Annotated in this window: 24 protein-coding genes; 10 read left to right on the top strand and 14 right to left on the bottom strand. The window is 63.7% G+C overall.

What is annotated here, in order from left to right; genetic code table 11:
- Positions 1-101 precede the first annotated feature (101 nt).
- Positions 102-3836 (top strand): multifunctional oxoglutarate decarboxylase/oxoglutarate dehydrogenase thiamine pyrophosphate-binding subunit/dihydrolipoyllysine-residue succinyltransferase subunit, encoded by a 3735-nt coding sequence (locus tag HMPREF2736_RS09890; protein WP_070829522.1) that lies wholly within the window; start codon positions 102-104, stop codon positions 3834-3836.
- Between the two features lie 63 nt (positions 3837-3899).
- On the opposite strand, the gene HMPREF2736_RS09885 is transcribed toward HMPREF2736_RS09890, so the two are convergent.
- Both HMPREF2736_RS09885 and HMPREF2736_RS09880 read right to left on the bottom strand, forming a co-directional pair.
- On the bottom strand, positions 3900-4610 hold the full coding sequence (locus HMPREF2736_RS09885; RefSeq protein ID WP_070829521.1) for a type 2 periplasmic-binding domain-containing protein: 711 nt from the start codon (positions 4608-4610) through the stop codon (positions 3900-3902).
- A 6-nt stretch (positions 4611-4616) separates the two neighbouring features.
- Positions 4617-5144, bottom strand: a complete 528-nt coding sequence (locus HMPREF2736_RS09880; RefSeq protein ID WP_070829520.1) for a YflT domain-containing protein — start codon at positions 5142-5144, stop codon at positions 4617-4619.
- Positions 5145-5203: 59 nt separating this feature from the next.
- Between HMPREF2736_RS09880 and HMPREF2736_RS09875 the strand changes: the two genes are divergently transcribed.
- Positions 5204-6340 carry an Mrp/NBP35 family ATP-binding protein gene (locus HMPREF2736_RS09875; protein WP_070829519.1) on the top strand — a complete coding sequence of 379 codons (1137 nt, stop codon included), beginning with the start codon at positions 5204-5206 and terminating at the stop codon, positions 6338-6340.
- Here HMPREF2736_RS09875 and tatB read toward each other — a convergent pair.
- Genes tatB through sigE form a run of 3 tightly spaced genes read right to left on the bottom strand, consistent with a single transcriptional unit; the run spans position 6333 to position 7660 of the window.
- The gene (tatB, locus tag HMPREF2736_RS09870; RefSeq protein ID WP_070829518.1) at positions 6333-6719 is read right to left on the bottom strand and encodes a Sec-independent protein translocase protein TatB; all 387 of its coding nucleotides are present in this window, start codon (positions 6717-6719) and stop codon (positions 6333-6335) included. The genes HMPREF2736_RS09875 and tatB overlap by 8 nt on opposite strands.
- A 10-nt stretch (positions 6720-6729) precedes the next feature.
- Positions 6730-7050 carry an anti-sigma factor family protein gene (locus HMPREF2736_RS12820; protein ID WP_070453058.1) on the bottom strand — a complete coding sequence of 107 codons (321 nt, stop codon included), beginning with the start codon at positions 7048-7050 and terminating at the stop codon, positions 6730-6732.
- Between the two features lie 19 nt (positions 7051-7069).
- Positions 7070-7660, bottom strand: coding sequence for an RNA polymerase sigma factor SigE (gene sigE, locus HMPREF2736_RS09860; RefSeq protein ID WP_070820549.1), 591 nt, complete (start codon positions 7658-7660; stop codon positions 7070-7072).
- A gap of 111 nt (positions 7661-7771) precedes the next feature.
- On the opposite strand from sigE, the gene HMPREF2736_RS09855 reads away from it, so the two are divergent.
- Positions 7772-8425 carry an O-methyltransferase gene (locus tag HMPREF2736_RS09855; RefSeq protein WP_070421859.1) on the top strand — a complete coding sequence of 218 codons (654 nt, stop codon included), beginning with the start codon at positions 7772-7774 and terminating at the stop codon, positions 8423-8425.
- Here HMPREF2736_RS09855 and glgC read toward each other — a convergent pair.
- Complete coding sequence (glgC, locus tag HMPREF2736_RS09850) at positions 8422-9639, bottom strand: glucose-1-phosphate adenylyltransferase (RefSeq protein WP_070829517.1); 1218 nt, start codon at positions 9637-9639, stop codon at positions 8422-8424. The genes HMPREF2736_RS09855 and glgC overlap by 4 nt on opposite strands.
- A 67-nt stretch (positions 9640-9706) precedes the next feature.
- Here glgC and glgA point away from each other — a divergent pair, with 67 nt between their 5' ends.
- Together glgA and HMPREF2736_RS09840 are read left to right on the top strand one after the other, a co-directional pair.
- Positions 9707-10861, top strand: coding sequence for a glycogen synthase (gene glgA, locus HMPREF2736_RS09845; protein ID WP_070829516.1), 1155 nt, complete (start codon positions 9707-9709; stop codon positions 10859-10861).
- The gene (locus tag HMPREF2736_RS09840; protein ID WP_070829515.1) at positions 10861-12285 is read left to right on the top strand and encodes a GH32 C-terminal domain-containing protein; all 1425 of its coding nucleotides are present in this window, start codon (positions 10861-10863) and stop codon (positions 12283-12285) included. The genes glgA and HMPREF2736_RS09840 overlap by 1 nt, the downstream gene beginning before the upstream one ends.
- A 118-nt stretch (positions 12286-12403) precedes the next feature.
- On the opposite strand, the gene HMPREF2736_RS09835 is transcribed toward HMPREF2736_RS09840, so the two are convergent.
- From HMPREF2736_RS09835 to dapE, 7 genes are read right to left on the bottom strand one after another with little or no spacing between them, the layout of a single operon-like run.
- Complete coding sequence (locus tag HMPREF2736_RS09835) at positions 12404-13264, bottom strand: methyltransferase domain-containing protein (RefSeq protein WP_070829514.1); 861 nt, start codon at positions 13262-13264, stop codon at positions 12404-12406.
- 28 nt (positions 13265-13292) lie between these two features.
- Positions 13293-13463, bottom strand: coding sequence for a DUF3117 domain-containing protein (locus HMPREF2736_RS09830; RefSeq protein WP_070421785.1), 171 nt, complete (start codon positions 13461-13463; stop codon positions 13293-13295).
- Positions 13464-13475: 12 nt separating this feature from the next.
- Positions 13476-13781: a hypothetical protein gene (locus HMPREF2736_RS09825; protein WP_070421784.1), complete on the bottom strand. Its 306-nt coding sequence runs from the start codon at positions 13779-13781 to the stop codon at positions 13476-13478.
- Between the two features lie 10 nt (positions 13782-13791).
- A complete protein-coding gene (locus tag HMPREF2736_RS09820; protein WP_256381023.1) occupies positions 13792-14541 on the bottom strand; it encodes a glucosyl-3-phosphoglycerate synthase in 750 nt (249 codons plus the stop codon).
- Positions 14538-15365, bottom strand: coding sequence for a dihydropteroate synthase (folP, locus tag HMPREF2736_RS09815; RefSeq protein WP_070829592.1), 828 nt, complete (start codon positions 15363-15365; stop codon positions 14538-14540). The genes HMPREF2736_RS09820 and folP overlap by 4 nt, the downstream gene beginning before the upstream one ends.
- A gap of 4 nt (positions 15366-15369) precedes the next feature.
- On the bottom strand, positions 15370-16155 hold the full coding sequence (locus HMPREF2736_RS09810) for an LOG family protein (RefSeq protein ID WP_070820553.1): 786 nt from the start codon (positions 16153-16155) through the stop codon (positions 15370-15372).
- A 5-nt stretch (positions 16156-16160) separates the two neighbouring features.
- On the bottom strand, positions 16161-17249 hold the full coding sequence (dapE, locus tag HMPREF2736_RS09805) for a succinyl-diaminopimelate desuccinylase (protein ID WP_070829513.1): 1089 nt from the start codon (positions 17247-17249) through the stop codon (positions 16161-16163).
- Positions 17250-17278: 29 nt separating this feature from the next.
- Here dapE and HMPREF2736_RS09800 point away from each other — a divergent pair, with 29 nt between their 5' ends.
- The 5 genes from HMPREF2736_RS09800 to HMPREF2736_RS09780 all read left to right on the top strand — a co-directional run bounded on the left by HMPREF2736_RS09800 (position 17279) and on the right by HMPREF2736_RS09780 (position 22541).
- Complete coding sequence (locus tag HMPREF2736_RS09800; RefSeq protein WP_070829590.1) at positions 17279-18220, top strand: 2,3,4,5-tetrahydropyridine-2,6-dicarboxylate N-succinyltransferase; 942 nt, start codon at positions 17279-17281, stop codon at positions 18218-18220.
- A 62-nt stretch (positions 18221-18282) separates the two neighbouring features.
- Positions 18283-19704 carry an amino acid permease gene (locus HMPREF2736_RS09795; protein WP_070829589.1) on the top strand — a complete coding sequence of 474 codons (1422 nt, stop codon included), beginning with the start codon at positions 18283-18285 and terminating at the stop codon, positions 19702-19704.
- Positions 19704-21062, top strand: coding sequence for an amino acid permease (locus tag HMPREF2736_RS09790; protein ID WP_070829512.1), 1359 nt, complete (start codon positions 19704-19706; stop codon positions 21060-21062). Before HMPREF2736_RS09795 ends, HMPREF2736_RS09790 begins: the two co-directional genes overlap by 1 nt.
- Before the next feature lie 5 nt (positions 21063-21067).
- Positions 21068-22042 carry a 2,3,4,5-tetrahydropyridine-2,6-dicarboxylate N-succinyltransferase gene (gene dapD / locus HMPREF2736_RS09785; protein ID WP_070829511.1) on the top strand — a complete coding sequence of 325 codons (975 nt, stop codon included), beginning with the start codon at positions 21068-21070 and terminating at the stop codon, positions 22040-22042.
- Positions 22032-22541 carry a GNAT family N-acetyltransferase gene (locus tag HMPREF2736_RS09780; RefSeq protein ID WP_083323059.1) on the top strand — a complete coding sequence of 170 codons (510 nt, stop codon included), beginning with the start codon at positions 22032-22034 and terminating at the stop codon, positions 22539-22541. The genes dapD and HMPREF2736_RS09780 overlap by 11 nt, the downstream gene beginning before the upstream one ends.
- A gap of 23 nt (positions 22542-22564) precedes the next feature.
- On the opposite strand, the gene HMPREF2736_RS12255 is transcribed toward HMPREF2736_RS09780, so the two are convergent.
- Positions 22565-22895: HNH endonuclease signature motif containing protein (locus tag HMPREF2736_RS12255; protein ID WP_141761636.1), on the bottom strand; the 331-nt coding region annotated here is incomplete at its 5' end.

Here is a 22895-nt window from a genome sequence, read left to right as displayed (position 1 = left end):
CGTGGACAGGAACAACCCAAGTTCGCGCCATATCAGCGCGGACGATTACAGTCAAAGAAACGTTCCGCGAAATCAAAACAGAAGGAAGGCGAGAACCTGCCGTGAGCAGCGAAAACACGTTCGGCCAGAACAGCTGGCTGGTTGACGAGATGTTCCAGCAGTACAAGGACGACCCGAACTCGGTCGACGCCGAATGGCGTGAACTGTTTGAGAAAAAGGGTGCACCGAAGACCGCCAATGGCACGTCCAACGTCACCCCTTCCCAGGCAGGTGCAAGCCAGGCGAAGACCGACCCGAAGGTTGCCCGTTCCACCGGCGCACCTTCGCAGGATGGTCGCGAGACCAAGGTCGACGAGGCCGCAGCAAAGGTCTCTAACCGCCCGCAGCGCACCCTGCCGAAGCCGAAGGCCTCCCCGCTGGACAAGATCGCACAGGTCGAGGTCGAGCCGGGCGAGTTCCAGCTCAAGGGCGCATTCCGTGCGATTGCGAAGAACATGAACGAGTCGCTCGAGGTGCCGACGGCGACGACCGTGCGAGACATGCCGGTCAAGCTCATGTTTGAGAACCGCGCGCTGATTAACGACCATCTCAAGCGCACCCGTGGCGGCAAGGTCTCCTTCACCCACATCCTGGGCTACGCCATCGTCCTGGCGACGAAGCTGCACCCGGACATGAACAAGAACTACAAGGAGGACGGCAACAAGTCCTTCGCCATCCAGCCAGAGAACGTCAACCTCGGCCTGGCTATCGACCTTCCGGGCAAGAACGGTTCCCGCTCCCTCGTCGTCGCTGCGATCAAGGAGTGCGAGAAGAAGTCCTTCTCCGAGTTCGTTGACGCATACGAGGACATCGTCGCTCGTGCACGCGACGGCAAGCTGACCATGGATGACTTCTCCGGTGTCACCATCCAGCTCACCAACCCAGGCGGCATCGGCACCCGCCACTCCATCCCGCGCCTGACCAAGGGCCAGGGCACCATCGTCGGCGTTGGCGCTATGGACTACCCGGCAGAGTTCGCCGGCGCGTCCGAGGACCGCCTCGCTGAGCTCGGCGTTGGCAAGCTGGTCACGCTGACCTCCACCTACGACCACCGCGTCATCCAGGGTGCAGAGTCCGGCGAGTTCCTGCGCGACATTTCGCAGCTGCTTATCGACGACAAGTTCTGGGACGAAATCTTCCAGTCCATGCAGATCCCGTACTCCCCGCTTCGCTGGGCACAGGATCTTCCGAACACGGGCATTAACAAGGACACCCGTGTCATGCAGCTCATCGAGGCATACCGCTCCCGCGGCCACCTCATCGCAGACACCAACCCGCTGCATTGGCACCAGCCTGGTCTGGCGAAGCCGGATTCGCGTGACCTGCTCATGGAGACCCACGGCCTGACCCTGTGGGACCTGGACCGCACCTTCCACGTCGGTGGCTTCGGCGGCAAGGAGCAGATGACGCTGCGCGAGGTTATGGCGCGCCTGCGCTCCTCCTACACCTTGAAGGTCGGCTCCGAGTACTCCCACATCTTGGACCGCGACGAGCGCGAATGGCTGCGCGACCGCGTCGAGGCTGGCATGCCCAAGCCGACCGGTGCAGAGCAGAAGTACATCCTGCAGAAGCTCAACGCCGCTGAGGCCTTTGAGAACTTCCTGCAGACGAAGTACCTCGGCCAGAAGCGCTTCTCCCTTGAGGGCGCAGAGACCCTCATCCCGCTGATGGACGCCATCATCGACACCGCTGCAGGCCAGGGCCTGGAAGAGGTTGTCATCGGCATGCCGCACCGTGGCCGCCTGAACGTCCTGTTCAACATCGTGGGCAAGCCGGTTGCAACGATCTTCAACGAGTTCGAAGGCAACATGCGCGCAGCCCAGCAAGGTGGCTCCGGCGACGTGAAGTACCACCTCGGCTTCGAGGGCGAGCACATCCAGATGTTCGGCGACGGCGAGATCAAGGTCTCCCTGGCTGCGAACCCGTCCCACCTTGAGGCAGTCGACCCGGTGCTCGTCGGTATGGCGCGCGCCAAGGAAGACCAGATCAAGGCCACCAAGGGCCGCGAAGACCACCCGGTGGTTCCGCTTATGCTCCACGGCGACGCATCGTTCACCGGCCTGGGTATCGTCCAGGAGACCCTGAACCTGTCTCGCCTGCCGGGCTACACCGTCGGCGGCACCATCCACATCGTGGTGAACAACCAGATCGGCTTCACCACCACCCCGGATTCCGGCCGTTCCTCCTACTACGCCACCGACCTGGCCAAGGGCTTCGACTGCCCGGTGTTCCACGTCAACGGCGACGACCCGGAGGCAGCCGCATGGGTTGCTCAGCTCGCTACCGAGTACCGCCGCGAGTTTGGCAAGGACGTCTTCATCGACCTCATCTGCTACCGCCTGCGCGGCCACAACGAGGCTGATGACCCGACCGTGACCCAGCCGGTCATGTACGAGCGCATCAACAACCACCCGTCGGTGCGTACCCGCTACACCCAGGACCTCATCGGTCGTGGCGACATCACCCAGGAAGACGCAGAGAAGGCGGCACAGGACTTCCACGACCAGCTCGACGCGGTCTTCACCGACGTGAAGTCCGAGAAGGGCCAGCCGAGCGAGCAGACCGGTATCACCGATTCCCAGAAGCTCACCCGCGGCCTGGACACGAACATCTCCGAAGAGCAGTTCAAGCGCCTCGCAGACGCGTACGCCAACCTGCCGGAGGACTTCACCCCGAACAAGCGTCTGAAGTCCGTCCTGTCCAAGCGCGGCGGCTCGTTCACCGACGGCGACATCGACTGGGGCTGGGGCGAACTGCTCGCCTTCGGTTCCCTGGCTGAGCAGGGCAAGTTTGTCCGCCTCGCCGGTGAGGACTGCCAGCGCGGTACCTTCACCCAGCGTCACGCTGTGCTGTACAACCCGGACAACGCCGAGCCGTTCAACCCGCTCGACCACAACGCGCAGGAAGCCGGCAACGGCGGCCAGTTCCAGGTCTACAACTCCGCACTGACCGAGTACGCAGGCATGGGCTTCGAGTACGGCTACACCCTTGGCAACAAGGACGCGGTTGTCGCTTGGGAAGCACAGTTCGGCGACTTTGCCAACGGCGCCCAGACGATTATCGACGAGTACCTGTCCTCCTCCGAGACCAAGTGGGGCGAAGTGTCCTCCCTGATCTCCCTGCTGCCGCACGGCTACGAGGGTCAGGGTCCGGACCACTCGTCTGCTCGTATCGAGCGCTACCTGCAGCTCGTCGCGGAAGGCTCCATGACCATCGCGCAGCCGTCCACCCCGGCTAACCACTTCCACCTGCTGCGCCGTCAGGCTCTCGGCGAGATGAAGCGTCCGCTGGTCGTCTTCACCCCGAAGTCCATGCTGCGCAACAAGGCTGCAGTGTCCCAGCCGTCTGATTTCACCGAGGTCAACCGCTTCCAGTCCGTCATCGACGACCCGAACTTCGTCGAGCGCGGCAACAAGAAGATCGGCTTCACCGACAAGGTGAAGACCATCATGCTGTGCTCCGGCAAGATCTACTGGGAGCTGGACAAGAAGCGTCAGAAGGATGGCCGCGACGACATTGCGATCGTCCGCGTGGAGATGCTCCACCCGATCCCGTTCAACCGCCTGTCGGATGCGTTCAAGAACTACCCGAACGCCAAGGAGATCCGCTGGGTGCAGGACGAGCCGGCAAACCAGGGCGCATGGCCGTTCTACAACGAGCACCTGCGCACCCTGATCCCGGACATGCCGGAGATGGTCCGCGTGTCCCGTCGTGCACAGTCCACCACCGCAACCGGTGTGGCCAAGGTGCACCAGCAGGAAGAAAAGCAGCTGCTTGAGGAAGCATTCGCTGACTAACCTGCACACCTAAAAACTCCGACCCGGCTTGTGAAAAGCCGGGCCGGAGTTTTTGTTATTCGGTTATTTGGACGCAGAGTCCGGGTCGATCACATCCTCTGGGTCTGCCGGGGCGTCGTGGTGGACGTCGATGTGGGCGTATTCGATCATCCACTCCGCAATCGCATCCTCCACCGTGGCACCCTTGTCCACTTCTTCCGCCATCTCCTCGAGACGGTCAGTGGACAGCACGCGGGTGATGAAGTTCAGGCGGTTGATCTCACCGCGGTCGAAGGTGCCTTTATGGAACACCGGGATGACGTTTTGCGACAGTTCGCTCTCTCCGCACGCTTGGGCGGGTGACGGGTCGACGGTGCGCATATCCCCCGGCATGGCGGCGACAGCGGCCCCATAGACCTCGTCAGTATATGCGCCATCGGTCACATCGCCGCCCGCTAGCTCCTTGGCGGCCTTAGGGTCCGACTCTTCGAGCAGACGCCCAGTGCACGTGACGACGAAGTCAATCGGCTGCTCACGCAACACCTCAAGCGTCGGCGCGTCATCCAGCCCCGTCACTGAGGTCACGCTCGTCGGCCGGCCTTGGCCCTTAAGTACGCGGCTGTAGATCTCCCCAAGTACGACTTGTTCGTTGGAGGCGCCGTCGATGGCGATGGCGATATCGGCCTTCTCCGGCCGCGCCTGAGTGTAGATGTTGTCCTCCGACGCGCAACTAGAGAGCGCAACCGCGGCCGTGCACAGGGCTGCGGCTGCAACAAACTGGTGGTGTGCCTTCATGGTCGGTTACTCGCCGATGACGTTTTCAGAGGCGGGAGTGCGACCGCCTGCTTGTGCGATCATGTCGCGGGCCTGCGGTGCAGCATCCGGCTCACACAGCACGTCGTAGCGGCCAGCCACGATGGTGGTTGCAGACGCGAAGTCGCGCTTGCCGCCGGTAAATGCATACGCCACTGCGGAGGCCACAGCGCCGAAGATCGCACCGATGACAATGGCCCACACGAACATGCTCAGGCCAGCGCCCGGAACAGAGATCAGGGAGAGCAGCAGGCCGAAGAACAGGCCCATCCACAGACCAGACAGTGCGCCGGTGCCCAGTACCTTCGGCCAGGTGAGTCGGCCGGTGATTTTCTCTACCTGCATCAGGTCTACGCCGACGATGGAAAGTTTCTCTACAGGAAATTCCCTGTCGGACAGGTTGTCCACTGCGCGTTGCGCCTCGGCGTAGGTGGTGAAGCTGCCGACTGGCCAGCCGGTAGGCACTTCTGTTGCGCCGAGAGCCTTGTTCAACGACGGGTTCATGGGTTGAGTCATGTTGCGTAGTGTATCGGGATTCCAAAATCACCCAGGAACGGCCGTATAATTCGGTGGCAATGGCTACTGAACATCAGATTTTGGAAAGCGATGTCCACGAGGCGCTTTCGCGCGTTGAGGATCCGGAGATCGGCAAACCGATCACGGAGCTCGACATGGTGGAATCGGTCACCATCGACGGCAACGATGTTGCGGTCGGTATTTATCTCACGATCGCGGGCTGCCCGATGCGCGACACCATCGAGTCGAATGTGCGCGCTGTAGTCGAGGAGCTCGACGGCGTGGGCGACGTGAGCATCACGCTGCACACGATGAGCGACGAGCAGCGCCGTGCGCTTGCTCAGAAACTTCGTGGCGAGCAGACCGGCCCGGCTATCCCGTTCGCGGATCCGGATACGCGCACGCGCGTTATCGCGGTGGCTTCCGGCAAAGGTGGTGTGGGTAAGTCGTCGATGACGGTCAACCTGGCTACCGCGATGGCAGCCCAGGGCCTGACGGTGGGCATTGTGGATGCTGATATCTACGGCCACTCCGTGCCGGGGCTGATGGGTTCTGAAGAGCAGGGCCCCACGCTTGTCGACGAAATGATCATGCCCCCTATCGCCCACGGCGTGCGCCACATCTCGGTGGGACAATTCGTGGAAGGCAACGCCCCTGTCGTGTGGCGTGGCCCGATGCTTACCCGTGCGATCCAGCAGTTCTTGGGCGACGTCTACTGGGGTGATCTGGACGTGCTGTTCATGGACCTGCCCCCGGGAACGGGTGACGTGGCAATCACCGTCGCGCAGTTGGTGCCGAACGCGGAGCTGCTGATCATCACCACCCCGCAGGCTGCGGCAGCCGAAGTCGCGGAGCGCGCCGGCACGATCGCGCAGCAGACTGATCAGAAGATCGCCGGCGTGATCGAAAACATGTCGGGCATGACCATGCCGGACGGCACGGTACTCAACATCTTCGGCGAGGGCGGGGGCGAGCACGTCGCCGAGCGCCTGACCCAGCTGACCGACTCGGATGTGAAGCTGCTCGGCTCCGTACCCCTGGACCCGAAGCTTCGCGAGCACGGCGATACCGGCACCCCGGTTGTCATCTCCGACCCGGAGTCGCCGGCGGCCAAGGCGGTGCTTGAGATCGTCGACAAGCTAAAGGTGCGCCCGAACTCACTGGCAGGCAAGAGCCTGAACCCGCAGGTTAAATAACGTCCTCCCAGGAAAAGCCTTTGCGCTCCGGCTGCGTACCGCGCGGCTCGGGGCGCATTTGTTGTTGCGGCGGCGCCTGTGGTGGTGTCTTCGGCGCTGGAGGCTCGCTGGGGTCGTCGTCTTCGAACAACACCTTCGCCATCGCACGCTTCGGCCCCATCGCCGCATAGCGCGAGACAGTATCGATCGGCTTCTTAAACTCCTCGAACTCCCCCAGCTCGCCGTTGAGTTCCGCCTTGGCGTTGTTGATCGCTTTCTTGGCCGCATAGATCGCGGCGCGCACATCCTCGACGACAGAAGGCAGGCGTTCGGGCCCGATCACGATCAACCCGATGATCAGGATGAAGAAAATCTCGCCCCAACCGATGCTAGAAAACACCTAACTCACCTTACTCACGGTGCGTCAGCGAGCGAATCGCAGACTCCACTCGGCTCCGGATCCCCTTGGGGGTTTCGGGGGTGTCGGTCACGTCTTCGTCGCAAAGCATCGCCAGTCGCTCCACAAGCGACGCCGGGGCGTGCATGTCGGAGGAATTACACACCTGCAGACGCTGCGACGTCCCCCGCTGCGCCTGAACTTCCTCACAACACTCCCCACACAACCGCAGGTGCCGCTCGGCGCGCACGGTGGCAGCCTTGGACAACTCGCCGTCCACATAGGCGGCAATCGCCTCCGGATTGAGATGATCGGTGGAGTTAAACCTGGTCACGGCGCCGACTCCTTCCCTGCTACCGGGCGCGGATAAGTTCCTTCGCGGCGGCGCTGTGGAGGGCTTGCTTCTCCAACGACTCGCGCATCTGCGTGCGACCGCGGTGGATACGCGATCGTACAGTACCCATCTTCACTCCGAGGGTTTCAGCGATCTCCTCGTAGCTCATCCCCACCACATCACACAGGACCACGGCCACGCGGAACTCCGGCTTCAAATCGTCCAACGCCTTCTGCAACGCAGGGTCCAGGTTGGTCACGGAGTACGCATCTTCCGGAGTCATGTCGGTGCCGGGCACGCGCTCGTAATCCTCGGGCAGCGCCTCCATGCGGATCTTGGCGCGACGACGCACCATGTCCAAAAACAGGTTCGTGGTGATGCGGTGCAGCCAACCCTCGAACGTTCCAGGCTGGTACTGCTTCACGTTGCGGAACACACGCATAAACGTCTCTTGCGTGAGATCTTCCGCGTCGTGCTGATTACCGGAGAGACGAAACGCTAGGCGGTAGACACTGTCGGCATGTTCTTTCACCAGTTCAGACCAGGTCGGCATTGCTGCCTGGCCTGCGTCAAACGCTGCGGTACCGGTGAGTGGAACGTCAGTGCTCATGCGCAATAGTTTCGCAGACTCACTGCCCCAAAGCCAGCCAACCAGTTAACAGAATCCTGTGAACGCAACACGGCTATGATGTGGCGTGTGAGTGAGACCGCATTTACCCAGATGAACTCGTACCTCGCCGCCCGTTCCACCGAAGGCGGCCACCTTTCCAACCAGGTTGCGGAAGCTTTGCGCGCAGCGCGCGAGGACGCTGCCGAAAACGGCACCCCGGCACCCAGCCCGGTGGTCGGCGACCTGTTGACGGTGCTCGCGGCGGCAACCCCGAACGCATCCCAGGGTGCGGTTGCGGTGACCCCGGCCGCCGGTGTTGTGGGCTTGCACCTGCTCGCAGGCCTGCCGGAGAAGGCCACAATGACCTGCATCGAGCCGGAAGCCGCACTGCAGGCCGGCGCGAAGGAAGCGGTGCGCAACGCAGGGTTTAGCCCGTCGCGTGTACGTTTCCTCACCGCACGTCCCCTCGAAGTAATGGGGCGCTTGGCTAACGACGCCTACCAGATCGTCTACGCAGACGTCTCCCCCGTCGAACTGCGCCCGCTCATCGAGGCCGCCTGGCCGTTGCTGGCCCCGGGCGGCACGTTGGTGCTTGCAGGTTCGCTTCTCGACGGCACCGTGGCCGACCCCACCCGCCGCGACCGCGAAACAGAGGCCGCCCGTGAGGCGGATGAGTTCGTCGATACGCTGACAGCCGAGCGCGGCGCCGCGGTGGCGCGTCTGCCGCTTGACGGCGGCCTGACGCTGATCACCAAAATCGGCTAAACAACTTCGCTCTTACCGACGACGACAACACCGCCGTCGGACACCGTGAACCGCTCGCGGTCGCGCTCCGTATTCACACCGACCGTCTCCCCATCGGAGACGTAAACGTTCTTGTCCAGGATGCAGTGGCGCACCACCGCGCCCTTGCCCACGCGCACACCCGGCATGAGCACAGAGCCCTCCACCGTCGCGCCTTCTTCGATGCGCACGTCGGTGGACAGCACCGAGTTACGCACCGTCGCACCGGAAATGATCGAGCCGGACGCCACAATGGACTCCTGCGCAATACCACCGAGGACGAACTTTGCCGGGGGCAGGTTGTCGTCGTCAGTCGCGTGGATCGGCCACGCCTTGTTGTACAGGTTGAACACCGGGTGCGAGGAAATCAGATCCATGTGGGCCTCGTAGAACGAATCAATCGTGCCCACATCGCGCCAGTAGCCGCGGTCACGATCGGTTGCGCCCGGCACGCCGTTGATGGAGAAGTCGTACACATTCGCCTCGCCCTGCGCGACGAAGTACGGGATGATGTCGCCGCCCATGTCGTGGCTGGAATCCTCGTTCTGCTCGTCCTCCAGCAGCGCCTGGATTAGCGCCTCGGTAGAGAAGCAATAGTTGCCCATCGATGCGAACGTCATCTCCGGATCGTCCGGGGTACCCGGTGGGTCGGCCGGCTTTTCCAAAAACTCGGTGATCGTGCCGTCATCGTCGGCCTGGATGCAACCGAACGCGCTCGCCTCCGCACGCGGCACGCGAATGCCTGCCACGGTGGCAGCCTTACCCGAAGCGATGTGATCTTCAACCATCTGCGACGGATCCATCCGGTAGACGTGGTCCGCGCCAAAGACCAAGACGTAGTCAGGCATGTCGTCGTAAATGAGATTCAGCGACTGCACAATCGCATCCGCCGACCCGTTGTACCAACGCTTGCCGCGACGCTGCTGCGCCGGAACCGACGCGATGTACTGCTGCGTTGGCCCAGAAATGTTCCACGCCGTAGCCACATGGCGGTCCAGAGAGTGCGACTTGTACTGCGTCAACACCGCAATACGCATGTAGCCGGCGTTGACCAAATTCGACAACACAAAATCGATCAAACGGTAGTTGCCGCCGAACGGAACGGCGGGTTTGGCACGGTCAGCCGTCAGGGGAAACAGGCGCTTGCCTTCCCCGCCGGCCAGGACAATGGCGAGAACTCGAGGCTGGCTTTTCATAACCGCAAGGCTAATGCCAATTCAAGGCTCGTGCAGGGATTCCGCAACGTCAGTAGGCTCGGCGGACATGAAGGTAGGAATGCTCACGCGCGAATACCCGCCGGAGGTCTACGGCGGCGCCGGGGTGCACGTCACAGAACTCACGCGGTTCATGCGCGAATTCGCCGACGTCGACGTCCACTGCATGGGCGCCCCACGCGACGCCGCAGGTGTATACGTCCACGGCGTCGACCCCGCACTCGAGGGGGCCAATAGCGCGATCAAAACCCTGTCCACAGGCCTGCGCATGGCCGATGCCGCAGCCGGGCTCGACGTGGTGCACTCGCACACGTGGTACGCGGGCCTCGGCGGCCACCTCGCCGGGCTGCTCCACGAGATCCCCCACGTGGTCACCGCCCACTCGCTCGAGCCGGACCGCCCGTGGAAGCGCGAACAGCTCGGCGGCGGCTACAACGTGTCCTCCTGGTCGGAGAAAAACGCGATGGAAAACGCCGACGCGGTCATCGCCGTATCTGCCGGAATGAAAGATGCCATTTTGCGCGCCTACCCGCGTATCGACGACTCCCGCGTCCACGTCGTCCTCAACGGCATCGACCCCGCCAACTGGTACCCGGACACCGGCACCATCGCCGAAGAACTCGGAGTAGACACCTCGCGGCCGGTCGTCGCGTTTGTCGGGCGCATCACCCGCCAAAAAGGTGTCGCCCACCTGCTCAAAGCAGCACAGCTTTTCGACGACGACGTCCAGCTCATCCTCTGCGCCGGCGCCCCCGACACCGAGGAGATTGCTGCTGAGACGCGTGGGCTCGTCGAAAAGCTACAAGCGCAGCGTGACGGCGTGTTCTGGGTCCAAGACATGCTGCCCGCCGAAAAAGTACGACAGGTCTACACCATCGCCGACGTCTTCGTCTGCCCATCCGTCTACGAACCGCTGGGCATCGTGAACCTGGAGGCCATGGCGTGCGGCACCGCGGTGGTGGCCTCGCGCGTCGGCGGCATCCCCGAAGTCGTCGTCGACGGCGAAACCGGCGTGCTTGTGGACTACACACCCGACGACACCACCGACTTCGAACAACGCCTCGCCGAGGCGGTCAACGCTGTCGCCGGCGACAAACACCGCGCCGCCACCATGGGCAGCGCCGGACTCACCCGAGCCAAAGAATCCTTCTCGTGGCGCACAATCGCCAAACAAACCGTAGACATCTACAAGGGGTTGATCTGATGACGGTCTACCGTCCCGAACTACACGTCACCGCAGAATGCGGCATTCTCGAAGGCCCAGCTGGCGTATTCCGCATCGGCAGCCGCGAGAACCGCCTGTGGCACATGTTCTACCAGTACCGCCCAACCCCCGACACCCCGAGCCGCTGGGGCCACGAAGTCAGCGAAGACGACGCATTCAACTGGCTCGACTGCAACGACGTCATCGTCCCCTCCGGCGACGAAACCAACATCCGTGCAGGGTCCGTCACCTCCGCGGGCGACGGCGTCAACCTGTACTTCTCCTCCGAAACCCCGGCAGGAAACACCATCCAGATCGCCCACGTTGCGCACGTGGACAGGCTTTACGACGACCTCGACGCCGACGACGCTGACGCTGACGACACCGACGTCTCCGATGCCGCCGAGCGCACCGGCACCGCAGTCGACGACACCGCCGGCGACACCAATTTCCGCTCGCCTTGCGTCGTACCCGCCTGGGACACGGAAGCCGACCGCGACCAAGGCCACGACGGCTGGCTTATGCTCGCCGTGACCGGGCCTGTCACCGACCCCAAGCCGGTCGTCCTCACCTCCCCCGACGGCCGAGACTGGGAGTTGCAAGGCCCGCTCGAGTTCAATGGCGACACCGGCATCACCCTCGATGCCTCCCTCGTTGCCCCACGCATCGTGCGCCTGCGCGACGAAGTCGACGGCGAAATCCGCGACGTCCTGTTCATCACCCTGGAACGCGACGGCAAAGACACCGCCGTCTACGCCGTGGGCCGGCTGCGGGGCAACGTCTTCGACATCACCACGCCGTTTACGCTTCTCGACTACGGCCACGACTTCACCCGCCCACGCAACACCAACTACCCGCTGGACGAAACCACTGCGGAAAACCGCTACGAGCGCGCCTACCTGCTCGGGTTCATGACCAACACCGACCGCGCCGGCGACCCCACCCTCGAACCCAACTGGGCCACCGAAGGCTGGGCCAACGCCCTCACCCTCCCGCGCCGCGCCACCCTGCAAGGTGGGCGTCTTTTCCAAGTGCCCGCACCAGGCCTGCCAGACGCCGTCAGCGCCACCGACCGCGCCCGCATGTGGGCCGGCCTGTGCGAAATCCCGGCCGGCTCCCAGGTCACCCTCGAGGTGCTCGACGGCAACAACGAACCGGCTGCGGTGATCACTCATAACGGCGAGCAGCTCACACTCGACCGCCTCGACGGCTCCCCCGCAACCGCACCGCTTCACGACGACGACGAAGACAACGTCACCGTCATCGTCGACGGCTGCACCCTCGAGGTCTACGCCGGCGGCGGCAGCGTTGTCATGTCGTCGCGCATCTGGCCCGAAGGCGGCTGCAACGGCATCCGCAGCCGCGCCACCGGCGAAGCATCCATCAGCGGCGAGTGGCGCCGCGGATACCCCGCCCGCTTCTAAGCCAGCCGGCGCGTGAGCCGGCGCATGAGCCGGCACATGAGCCAGGCACAGCAAGAAGGCCCGCATCACGCGGGCCTTCTCCGTTTCTTTAGCGCGTCGTGAGCGAAGCGCCGGCGTGCTACTTCTTGCGCAGACGGATCAGCTGGGCGCGGGCGGTGACCTCCATCTGCTCCGGGAGGTCCTCGAGTCGCGCGTGCAGCACGTCCTTATCCAGGTGACGCGCCGACGGGCTCATACCCACCTGCGCGGCGATCGCGTCACGGCCCAGATTCATCGGGAACGAAATCAACTCCGGATCAGCCACCGGGGTCAGCCACTGCGCCGACTGCTCGATCAGTCGCGCCACCTTGCCGTCCTCCACCCCGAGGATGCCGAGCGGCTCGCGCAGCTCATCGAGGTGGCCTTGGTCGGCGACGAGGATGACGGCCTCGCCGTCGTCGCTAAGCACACGCGCAAACTCCGCAGGATTGCGCGGCGCGAACACCACCGTCACCACATCAACCGCCCCCGTGCGGATAGGCAGCTGCTCCCACACATCCGCCACAATCGCACCCAAACGCGGATGCGCCTTAGCCAAATGCTTCGCAGCAGGCACCGAAATATCCAACCCCACGCCACGCGCGCCATCAATTAGGTCCAGCGTGTGCGCGAGGTAGTAGCCGGTTCCGGCGCCAGCCTCCAGAATTACCGGATCATGATCGCCTGCGGCATGCTCCACAACATCCGCCACACGATCCGACACCGCCTCCACAAACGGCGCGAAATGGCCATTCGACAGGAACGTTTCGCGGGAGTTAATCATCTCCAGCGAATCGCCCTCATGATTCAGCCCGCGCCCCGACGCGAGCGTGACATAACCCTGCTTGGCTACGTCATAAGAATGCCCCGATTCGGAGACGAGACGACCAAAATCGTCCTCGCCCCGAAGCGGGGTCAGGTCTACCGGGTCCGCGAGTACATCCACGATCTCGTTGAGCATGTGGTGATACTACCGCGTTTGGCCGGAACTACTCTCCAGCAGCCTCCGTGAGCAAGCGGCCAAGTTCGCCAGCCTCTTCCTTGCTCAGTTCAATGACGAGGCGTCCGCCACCGTCAGACGGGATACGCATGACGATCTTGCGCGACTCCTCCACCGCTTCCATCGGGCCACTACCGGTACGCGGCTTCATTGCTGCCATCGTCAACACTCCTTATTGCTTTGTTTCCGAAACGTGTTCTTCCGGAGATTCTACCCGTGTTTCCGGCGCAAGGTTGCCGCCCGCCAACTGTTCGATGAGCGCATCGACCTGATCCATGCGGTAACCGCGGTGCACAACCTCGAGCTGAATGTCGCCGAAGTTGCCTTCTTCCACCGCGCGGCGGTTGGCTTCCTTCACCTCTTCTGTTGGTGGCATGGGCGGCAGGGCCTCGCCGCGGCCGAAGACGGTGGCGAACAGTTTCAGGCCAATGATGCTCAGCAGTGCGAGCACCAGGATGAGGATGATCCAGGAAAGCATGCGGGTTAGTTTAGCTGTCGGCCCAGGCGGGGCGCTCGCCGACCTCGACGGGGAATTTTCCCGCGCGCGCGAGAATCGTCTTTGCGACGACATCAGCCATCCCAGCAAGTTCATACAGCGGCCTATTGCGGTGGGTGCGGGGGCTCAGTTGCGCTTGCTGGATGGCTTTTGGGCCGTGGGTGCGGGCGACGTCGATGAGCAAGCCCGCTTCCACCCCGTAGCCGGCGACGAACGGCAGCGAAAGCGCGGTTGAGCGGCGGATGGCGTATTCGCCGGCGAGCGGCTGGTCGACGGTGATGTCTGGGAACAGGGCGCGCAGGAGGGGTTTCGCGGTCAGTTCGGTGACGCGACCGCCGGCGCCTTCGCGGGTGTAGGAGGCTTTGACAAGGTGGACGGTGTCGTCGATAAATGGCTCGGCGAGCGCGTCGACCCACCAGGGTTCGAGTGAGGTCACGTCGGCGTCGACGAAGACCACCACGTCGCCGCATGCGACTTTCACGCCGCGCCACAGCGCCTCGCCCTTGCCGGGCCAGGGTGTGCGTGGGTCGACGTCGCGCCAGTTCACCACGGTTGCCCCGGCTGCGGCGGCGCGCTCGGCGGTGCGGTCGGTGGAGTCTGAGTCGATGACGATGACTTCGTCCGCTGACGAAGCCACACACTTTTCGACGACCCCACCCACCGTCGCCTCCTCATCCAGCGCAGGAATCACCACACTGATTCGTACATCGGTGCGCATGCCGGCGAGCGTGTCGGCACTCACGCGAGCCCCCGCACGGTTGCCAGCGGTGCCGCGGTGCCCTGGATCGCCTCGATCATGCGGATGACGTCGATCGTCGCCTCGACCTCATGGACGCGAAACGCCGCCACCCCGCGCGCGGCCGCCCACGCGGTTGCTGCGAGGGTGCCGGGCACGCGCTGGGTGATGTCGGCACCGTTGAGGCCACGCCCGACGGTCTCGCCCACGAAATCCTTGTTGGACAGGGCCATGAGGACGGGCCAGCCGGTGGCGACGATTTCGTCGATACGCCGCAGGATCTCCAGCCCGTGGTAGGTGTTCTTGCCAAAGTCGTGCGTGGGGTCAATGAAGATCGCCTCCTCCGGCACGCCGAGGGAGACGGCGCGCTCGGCCAAGGCGGTGGTTTCCGCAATCACGTCGGCGACCACGTCGTCGTAGTGCACCCGGTGCGGGCGCGTGCGCGGCGTGACCCCGCCGGTGTGCGAGCACACGTACCCCACGCGGTGGGCGCCTGCCACCTCAACCAACTCGGGGTCGAAGCCGGCCCACGTGTCGTTAATCAGGTCCGCGCCGGCTGCGATCGCCTCCTCGGCCACCGCGGCGCGCCAGGTGTCCACGCTCACCGTCACGTCCGGGTGGCGCTCACGTACCCCGGCGATCAGCGGCACGACACGGTCGATCTCCTCGGCAACGGACACGTCGTCGCCCGGGCCTGCCTTCACGCCGCCGATGTCGATGATGCTGGCCCCGGCGGAAACGGCGTCGTCGACACGCAAAAGCGCCTTCTCAATCGCGAACGTCGCACCCTTGTCATAAAACGAGTCGGGCGTGCGGTTCACGATCGCCATGACCTCACTCATCGCGCAGGCGCTCGTCCGTCATCACCTTGTGGGCCTCCACAATGTGCGCCACGGCCTCCTCCACGGAATCAGTCACCAGGTACAACTTCTCATCCCCCGGCGAAATCAAACCACGGCCAAGCAACTGCTGCTCGATCCAATCCACGAGCCCGGACCAAAACTCAGTGCCCATCAGCACGATCGGGAAGTTGGTCACCTTGCCAGTCTGCACCATGCACAGCACCTCAAAGACCTCGTCCATCGTGCCGAAACCACCGGGCAGCGAAATAAACGCCTGCGAGTACTTCAAAAACATAGTCTTGCGAGCGAAGAAGTACCGGAAATTCAGACCCAGATCCACCCAGTCGTTCAGGCCCTGCTCAAACGGCAACTCGATACCCAAACCAACCGACAAACCATCCGCGTTGTGAGCACCCCGGTTCGGCCCCTCCATCAAACCCGGCCCACCGCCGGTGATCACGGCGTAGCCCGCCTCCACCAGCGCGCGGCCGACCTCGTAGGACAACTGGTACTCAGGCGTGCCCTCGCCAAGACGTGCGGAGCCAAACACCGTCACAGCCTTCGGCAACTCCGACAACGCATCAAACCCAGCCACAAACTCCGACTGGATCCGCATCACACGCCACGGATCCTGGTGCTTCCAGTACCCATCAGACTGCCCCATGGACTCCAACAAACGCTGGTCATAAGTCGTGGCCTGCTCGGCCTCGTTGCGCAGCGCCATCGGCCCACGCAACTTCCGGTCACGGTCCGGGCGGGGGAAATTCAACGGAGCCATATCTCTTACTCGCTTTCAGCACTCAAGTAATCGAGCAACTGCGCTGCCACCTGACGAATCTCATCGACCGGGCACTGCTCGTCCTTCTTGTGGGCAAACCCCGGATCGCCAGGCCCGAAGTTCACCGCAGGAACACCCAGGCTAGAAAAGCGCGCCACATCCGTCCACCCGAACTTGGCGCGGAAGTTCCCGCCCACAGCCTTGACCAGCCCAGCCGCCACCGGGTCGCCAAGACCCGGCATGGCACCCGGCGCGACGTCGTCGTAAATGAGCTCGAGGCCCTCTTCCAGCGCGAGTGTCTCTTCCAAGTGCGCCTTCGCGTCCTCGACGCTGCGATCCGGCGCGTAGCGGAAATTCACGATCAGTCGCGCGTGATCCGGGATCGTATTCGTCGCCACGAAGCCCTCCAGCCCGACGACGTTTAAACCCTCGCGGTACTCGCAGTCGTCGATAAGCACAGTGCGCGGCTCATACGCCGCGATACGGGTGAGCACGCCCGCAAGATCATGCGCCGCATTATGGCCAAGCCAAGAGCGCGCCGAATGCGCACGCGTGCCATGCGCATCCACAAACACGCGGATCGTACCCTGACAACCCGCCTCAATGATCGCACCCGACGGCTCGCCCAACAACGCAATATCACCCTGCAGCAACTCCGGATGATCACGCTCAAGGTGGTACAAGCCATTGAACTCCTGCGCCACCTCCTCGCCCTCATAAGCGATCAGCGTCAAATCATGCGCCGCCTTCCCCGGCTGCGCCAACGTGGCAAACGCATGCAAATAACACGCCAACCCCGACTTCATATCCACTGAGCCACAGCCGTGCAAAATACCGTCCGCGAGCCGATGCGGCGTGTTATCAGCCAGCGGCACCGTATCAATATGGCCCGCCAACACCACCCGCGAATCCAACCCGAAATTCGTACGCGCCACCACGGTATTACCGAAGCGCTGCACCTCCGCATGCTCAAGGTCACGCAACGCAGCCTCAATGGCGTCCGCGATCGCCTCCTCATGGTGCGACGGCGACTCAATATCCACCAACGCAGCCGACAAAACAACAGGGTCCGCAAAAAGATCTAAGGAAGTCACACCGCGATCCTACGTTTACAATGACGGCCATGTCTTTGGGAGCACACGGCCTCGGAATCGCCAACATCGCCATAGACGGCACAGTGCTCGACACCTGGTACCCCAACCCCAAGCTCACACTTAACGACGACCACCCCACCACCACCCAACGCACCTCCGCCCACAACCTCTCCCCCGAATTCCTGCGCCTCATCGGCGCCGACCGCGACCGCCTCGTCGAAACCGTGCCCGTACGCACCACCATCGCCGACCTCGACGCCCCACCCATCGACGCCCACGACGTCTACCTCCGCCTCCACCTCCTCTCCCACCGCCTCGTCGAACCACTGACCATCAACCTCGACAACGCCCTCGACCACCTCACCCCCGTCGCCTGGACCAACAAAGGCCCCTGCCTCCCCGACAACTTCGAAACCGTACGCACCAACCTCCGCGCCCGCGGCCCCATCCACGTCTACGGCATCGACCGACTCCCCCGCATGGTCGACTACGTCGTCCCCACCGGCGTCACCATCACCGAAGCCGAACGCGTCCGCCTCGGCGCCCACCTCGCCGAAGGCACCACCGTCGTCCGCGAAGGCTACATCTCCTACAACGCCGGCACCCTCGGCCCCGCACGCATCGAAGGCACCATCTCCTCCGCAGTCGCCGTCGGCGCCAACACCACCCTCGCCCGCAGCACCGCCCTCATCGCCACCCCCACCAACAACAACGCCCTCGCCCGCCACCCCATGCGCATCGGCGCCAACTGCCACCTCCACCCCACCGCCAGCATCAACGGCATCACCCTCGGCAACAACTGCGACATCGGCGCCGGCATCACCCTCGAACCCCACACCCGAATCTTCGACCCCGCCACCGGAGAAGATTTTCCCGCGGGAAAACTCGCCGGCCGCAACAACCTGCGCATCCAACACGAGCCCTACACCACCGCCCCCGTGCTGCGCCCCGCAGAAACCACGCGCACGTAACACACGCATATAAACCGGAAAAGAATGCACTTCACTGCATGTCGAGGTTTAAGGTGTTCGACATGTCAACCCCCGTTTCCCCCGTCGCCGATTCCACCGCGCTCGCACGCGGCCTGAAAACGCGCCACCTCACCATGATGGGCCTCGGCTCAGCCATCGGTGCCGGACTCTTCCTTGGCACCGGCGTTGGCATCGCAGCCGCAGGCCCCGCCGTCATCCTCGCCTACGTCGTCGCAGGCTTCATCACCGTGTGCTTCATGCAGATGCTCGCGGAAATGGTCGCCGCGCGCCCGTCGTCGGGCACGTTCTCCACCTACGCCGAGCAAGCCTTCGGCCGCTGGGCCGGCTTCGCCATCGGCTGGCTGTACTGGTTCATGATGATCATGATCATGGCCGTCGAAATCACCGGCGCGTCCGCGATCGTCGCCCAATGGTTCGCCATTTCCCCCTGGATCCCGGCGCTGATCGCCATTGGTTTTTTCACCGTGATCAATTTCGCCGCGGTGAAAAACTTCGGCGAGTTCGAATTCTGGTTCGCCCTGATCAAGGTCGTTGTGATCGTGGCGTTCCTGTGCATCGGTGTGGCCCTGTGGCTCGGTGTGCTGCCCACCGGCGGGTTCGTAGGCCTGTCGAATATCAGCGAGGTCGGCTTCATGCCCAACGGCTGGGCTGGCGTTGCCACCGCGTTGCTCGCGGTCGCCTTCGCGTTCGGCGGCATTGAACTGGTCACCGTCGCCGCCGCCGAATCCGAAAACCCCGAAGCCGGCGTCCACTCCGCGATCCGCTCCATCATCTGGCGCATCTCCATCTTCTACATCGGCTCCGTGCTGCTGATCGTGCTGCTGTTGCCTTTCGACGAAATCGGCGGCGCGGACTCCGCAGCCGACTCCCCGTTCACTGCAGTGCTCGAAATGGCAAACATCCCGGGTGCCGTCGGCATCATGGAGGCCGTCATCGTCGTCGCCCTGCTGTCCGCCTGCAACACGCAGATCTACGGTTCGTCGCGCTTCATGCAAAACCTTGCTGTGCGTGGCGACGCCCCCGAGACCTTCGCTAAAACCGACCCCCGCGGCGTGCCCGTCCGTGCCGTGATCGTGTCCGTGTTCTTCGGCTTCGTCGCCGTTGCCCTGCAGTACTGGAACCCGCCCGGGCTGCTCGCCTTCCTCCTCAACGCAGTCGGTGGCTGCCTGATCGTGCTGTGGATCGTCGTCGCCCTCTCGTTCGTGCGTCTGCACCCACAACTCGAAGCAAGCGGCGAAATCACCGACGTACGTATGTGGGCCCCAAACGTCCTGCCCTGGGTCATGGTTGCGCTTGCCGGCGGAGTTATCGCCCTGATGCTCGCCGACCCCGACGGGCGTTTCCAAATGTTCGCCGTCGCCGTCGTCGTCGGTGTTGTTTCCCTCGCGGGAATTTTGTGGACCCGCGCGACAGGAAAGCAACCGGCGAAGAAGAACGTGGCAGAGATTGAGGAGGTGCGGTAATGGGGTCGTCGACAAGCAATAGCGAGCTCGGCACCGGGCTGAAGTCCCGCCACCTGACACTCATGGGGCTCGGCACTGCCGTGGGTGCGGGCCTGTTCCTCGGCGTCGGCGTCGGCATTCGTGCCGCCGGACCCGCGATTCTGGTCGCATACGCCATCGCCGGACTCATCGTCATTGCCGTGATGCGCATGCTCGGCGAAATGGCCGCCGCCCACCCATCATCGGGCTCATTCGCCACCTACGGACGCATGGCGTACGGCCACTGGGCAGGATTCCTCCTCGGCTGGCTGTATTACTTCCTGCTGATCATGGCGTGTGGTGCCGAACTCACCGGCGCCTCCGCCATGATGGCCTCCTGGTTCGACGTGCCCCAATGGGTGCCCGGGCTCATCGTCGTAGTTGTGCTCACCGCGGTGAACCTCGCGCAAGTGAAGGGCTTCGGCGAGTTCGAGTACTGGTTCGCCATGATCAAAATCGCGGTGATCGTCGGATTCCTCATCATCGGCGTTCTCCTCTGGCTGGGCGTGCTGCCCGCCAGCGGCTTCGTCGGCTTTGACAACGTGCGCGAATCCGGCTTCGCCCCCAATGGTGTCGCCGGCATCGCCGCAGGCCTCCTCGCCGTGGCATTCGCATTCGGCGGCATCGAAGTGGTCACCATCGCTGCAGCCGAATCTGAAGACCCCGCCGACAACGTCAAACGCGCCGTCAACTCCATCATCTGGCGCATCGCGATCTTCTACCTCGGCTCCGTCGCCGTGATCACCCTGCTGCTGCCATACGCCACCATCGACGGCGCCGACTCCGCCGCCGACTCCCCCTTCACCGCCGTGCTCGAAATGGCAAACATCCCAGGCGCCGCAGCCTTCATGGAAGTCGTCATCGTGCTCGCACTACTCTCCGCATTCAACGCGCAGCTCTACGGCACCTCCCGCCTCGGCTACCAACAAGCGCTCGAAGGCGACGCACCAAAATGGATGGCAAAAACCAACGCCAACAACGTGCCCATGAACTCCGTGCTCGTCTCCGTAGTCTTCGCGTTTCTCGCCGTCGGCCTGCAATGGTGGAACCCGCCCGGAATGATCGACTTCATCATGTCCGCAACCGGCGGCTGCCTCATCGTCACCTGGATCATGATCACCTTAAGCTTCATCAAACTCCACCCACGCATCAGCGAATCCGCCGTCCGTGTCCACGGCGCCACCTGGGTGCCATGGGTCACGCTCGCCGCCCTCGTCGGTTTGACGGTGCTCATGCTTTTCGACGACGCCGCCCGCTCCCAAGTCATCTCCGTCATCATCCTCTCCGCCATCCTGGTCGGCTTGTCGCTGCTGACCAAGAAACGCAGTGTCGTAAGGTAGTCGCCATGACTACCCCCACGACTGCAATTGCACGCGGAATCGCGACCATCACCCACGACGGCACAGTCCTCGACGTCTGGTACCCCGCCCCCAAGGTTGACGAGGCGGTGTCGGAAGCAGGCACTCGTCGACTAGAAGAGCCAGATGCCCGCTTCGCCAACCTCGTCGGCCCCGACGAGGCCCGCGGCGTCGCCCGCGTCGCAGTCGAAACCACCATCGCCGACCTCAGCGCACCGGCCATCGACGCATACGACGTCTACCTGCGCCTCCACCTGCTGTCCCACCGCCTCATCCGCCCCCACGGCGCCAACATGGACGGCGTGTTCGGCCTCCTGTCCAACGTCGTCTGGACCAACTACGGCCCCTGCGCCGTCGCCGACTTCCAAATGACCCGCGCCCGCCTCGCCGAAAACGGCCCCGTCGTCGTTTTCTCCGTGGACAAATTCCCACGCATGGTCGACTACGTTGTGCCGAGCGGCGTGCGCATCGGCGACGCCGACCGCATCCGCCTCGGCGCCCACCTCGCCGAAGGCACCACCGTGATGCACGAAGGCTTTGTGAACTTCAACGCCGGCACCCTCGGCGCATCCATGGTCGAAGGCCGCATCTCCGCAGGTGTTGTCGTCGGCGACGGAACCGACATCGGCGGCGGCGCCTCCATCATGGGCACCCTGTCCGGCGGCGGCAAAGAAGTCATCTCGCTTGGCGAACGCTGCCTCCTCGGCGCCAACGCAGGCGTGGGCATCTCACTTGGCGACGACTGCATCGTCGAAGCCGGCCTCTACGTCACCGCCGGCACAAAAGTCGTCCTCACCGCACCCGTCGCCGAAGCCCTGGGCAAAGACACCGGTGCCGAGGTGAAGGCCCTCGAACTCTCCGGCGCCAACGGCCTGCAATTCCGCCGCAACTCCGTCACCGGCTCCGTCGAAGCCGTCCCTGCAAAGGGCATCGAACTCAACGAGGCCCTCCATGCCAACTAACCCCTGGTTCCCACCCGCCAACGACACTCTCACCGACGGCGAGTTGACGCTCCTGCCGTGGTCGCGCGTGAAAACCGTTCCGGGCGTGCGCGACGACCTGTTCGCTGCGTCGGTTGACCCGCGGATGATTGAGTGGACGACGGTGCCGTCGCCGTACACCGTCGAGATGGCCGAGGCGTTCCTCGGCGACTCAGGTGACGGGTGTGCACGGTGGGCGCTTGTCGTCGATGACCGGTACTGCGGCAGCATCGAGCTGCGCCCCGATGATTCCGGTGGTGCCGATTTTGGTTACAACACTGCCCCGTGGGCCCGCGGGCGTGGCCTGATGACTCGTGCCGTGCGCCTGGTGACCGATCACGCTTTCGCCGAGGGGGCTCCCCTGCTGATTATTCGTGCGCTGCCGGGCAATGCTGCCTCGCGCCACGTCGCGGAGGTTAGCGGTTTCGCCTTTGCCGGCGAGCGCGACGGCCACGTGGAGTATGTCAGGCATGCCGAATAGCCCGCTCGTTGGCGGGTTATTGACTAGTTGAAGAGTTGTTGCATGGCTCCGGGCGGATGCTTCTCGACGACCGACCCTCCCGGCGATACCCACACCGGTATCCCATCACGTATCTGTATTCGCCCGTAGCGGTTTTCACGCGGGTCATCATCGTTGCGCCCGTTATGGAACCGACACAACGGCACGAGGTTGGCCAGGTTGGTTTCCCCGCCATACCGCCAGGCCTGGATGTGGTGCATTTCGCAGTTGTCAGCCCCATGCCGGCAATCCGGCACCGGACACGTCGGCGACATCATGGATGCCAACGCGCGTTGCTTGCCATTGGCAAACCGCTGGGTGCGATACAGGTTGACT

Source organism: Corynebacterium sp. HMSC036E10 (assembly GCF_001836265.1).
Lineage (GTDB): Bacteria > Actinomycetota > Actinomycetes > Mycobacteriales > Mycobacteriaceae > Corynebacterium > Corynebacterium coyleae.
Note: the sequence above shows the minus strand (reverse complement) of the source record. Positions and strands in the feature narration are given on the sequence as shown.

What these genes read in the sequence shown, in the direction of transcription:
- HMPREF2736_RS09885 (WP_070829521.1), bottom strand. Translation starts at nt 4,610, where the DNA reads ATGAAGGCACACCACCAGTTTGTTGCAGCCGCAGCCCTGTGCACGGCC.
- HMPREF2736_RS09880 (WP_070829520.1), bottom strand. Translation starts at nt 5,144, where the DNA reads ATGACTCAACCCATGAACCCGTCGTTGAACAAGGCTCTCGGCGCAACA.
- HMPREF2736_RS09875 (WP_070829519.1), top strand. Translation starts at nt 5,204, where the DNA reads ATGGCTACTGAACATCAGATTTTGGAAAGCGATGTCCACGAGGCGCTT.
- sigE (WP_070820549.1), bottom strand. Translation starts at nt 7,660, where the DNA reads ATGAGCACTGACGTTCCACTCACCGGTACCGCAGCGTTTGACGCAGGC.
- HMPREF2736_RS09855 (WP_070421859.1), top strand. Translation starts at nt 7,772, where the DNA reads ATGAACTCGTACCTCGCCGCCCGTTCCACCGAAGGCGGCCACCTTTCC.
- glgC (WP_070829517.1), bottom strand. Translation starts at nt 9,639, where the DNA reads ATGAAAAGCCAGCCTCGAGTTCTCGCCATTGTCCTGGCCGGCGGGGAA.
- glgA (WP_070829516.1), top strand. Translation starts at nt 9,707, where the DNA reads ATGAAGGTAGGAATGCTCACGCGCGAATACCCGCCGGAGGTCTACGGC.
- HMPREF2736_RS09840 (WP_070829515.1), top strand. Translation starts at nt 10,861, where the DNA reads ATGACGGTCTACCGTCCCGAACTACACGTCACCGCAGAATGCGGCATT.
- HMPREF2736_RS09835 (WP_070829514.1), bottom strand. Translation starts at nt 13,264, where the DNA reads ATGCTCAACGAGATCGTGGATGTACTCGCGGACCCGGTAGACCTGACC.
- HMPREF2736_RS09830 (WP_070421785.1), bottom strand. Translation starts at nt 13,463, where the DNA reads ATGGCAGCAATGAAGCCGCGTACCGGTAGTGGCCCGATGGAAGCGGTG.
- HMPREF2736_RS09825 (WP_070421784.1), bottom strand. Translation starts at nt 13,781, where the DNA reads ATGCTTTCCTGGATCATCCTCATCCTGGTGCTCGCACTGCTGAGCATC.
- folP (WP_070829592.1), bottom strand. Translation starts at nt 15,365, where the DNA reads ATGGCGATCGTGAACCGCACGCCCGACTCGTTTTATGACAAGGGTGCG.
- HMPREF2736_RS09810 (WP_070820553.1), bottom strand. Translation starts at nt 16,155, where the DNA reads ATGGCTCCGTTGAATTTCCCCCGCCCGGACCGTGACCGGAAGTTGCGT.
- HMPREF2736_RS09800 (WP_070829590.1), top strand. Translation starts at nt 17,279, where the DNA reads ATGTCTTTGGGAGCACACGGCCTCGGAATCGCCAACATCGCCATAGAC.
- HMPREF2736_RS09795 (WP_070829589.1), top strand. Translation starts at nt 18,283, where the DNA reads ATGTCAACCCCCGTTTCCCCCGTCGCCGATTCCACCGCGCTCGCACGC.
- HMPREF2736_RS09790 (WP_070829512.1), top strand. Translation starts at nt 19,704, where the DNA reads ATGGGGTCGTCGACAAGCAATAGCGAGCTCGGCACCGGGCTGAAGTCC.
- dapD (WP_070829511.1), top strand. Translation starts at nt 21,068, where the DNA reads ATGACTACCCCCACGACTGCAATTGCACGCGGAATCGCGACCATCACC.
- HMPREF2736_RS09780 (WP_083323059.1), top strand. Translation starts at nt 22,032, where the DNA reads ATGCCAACTAACCCCTGGTTCCCACCCGCCAACGACACTCTCACCGAC.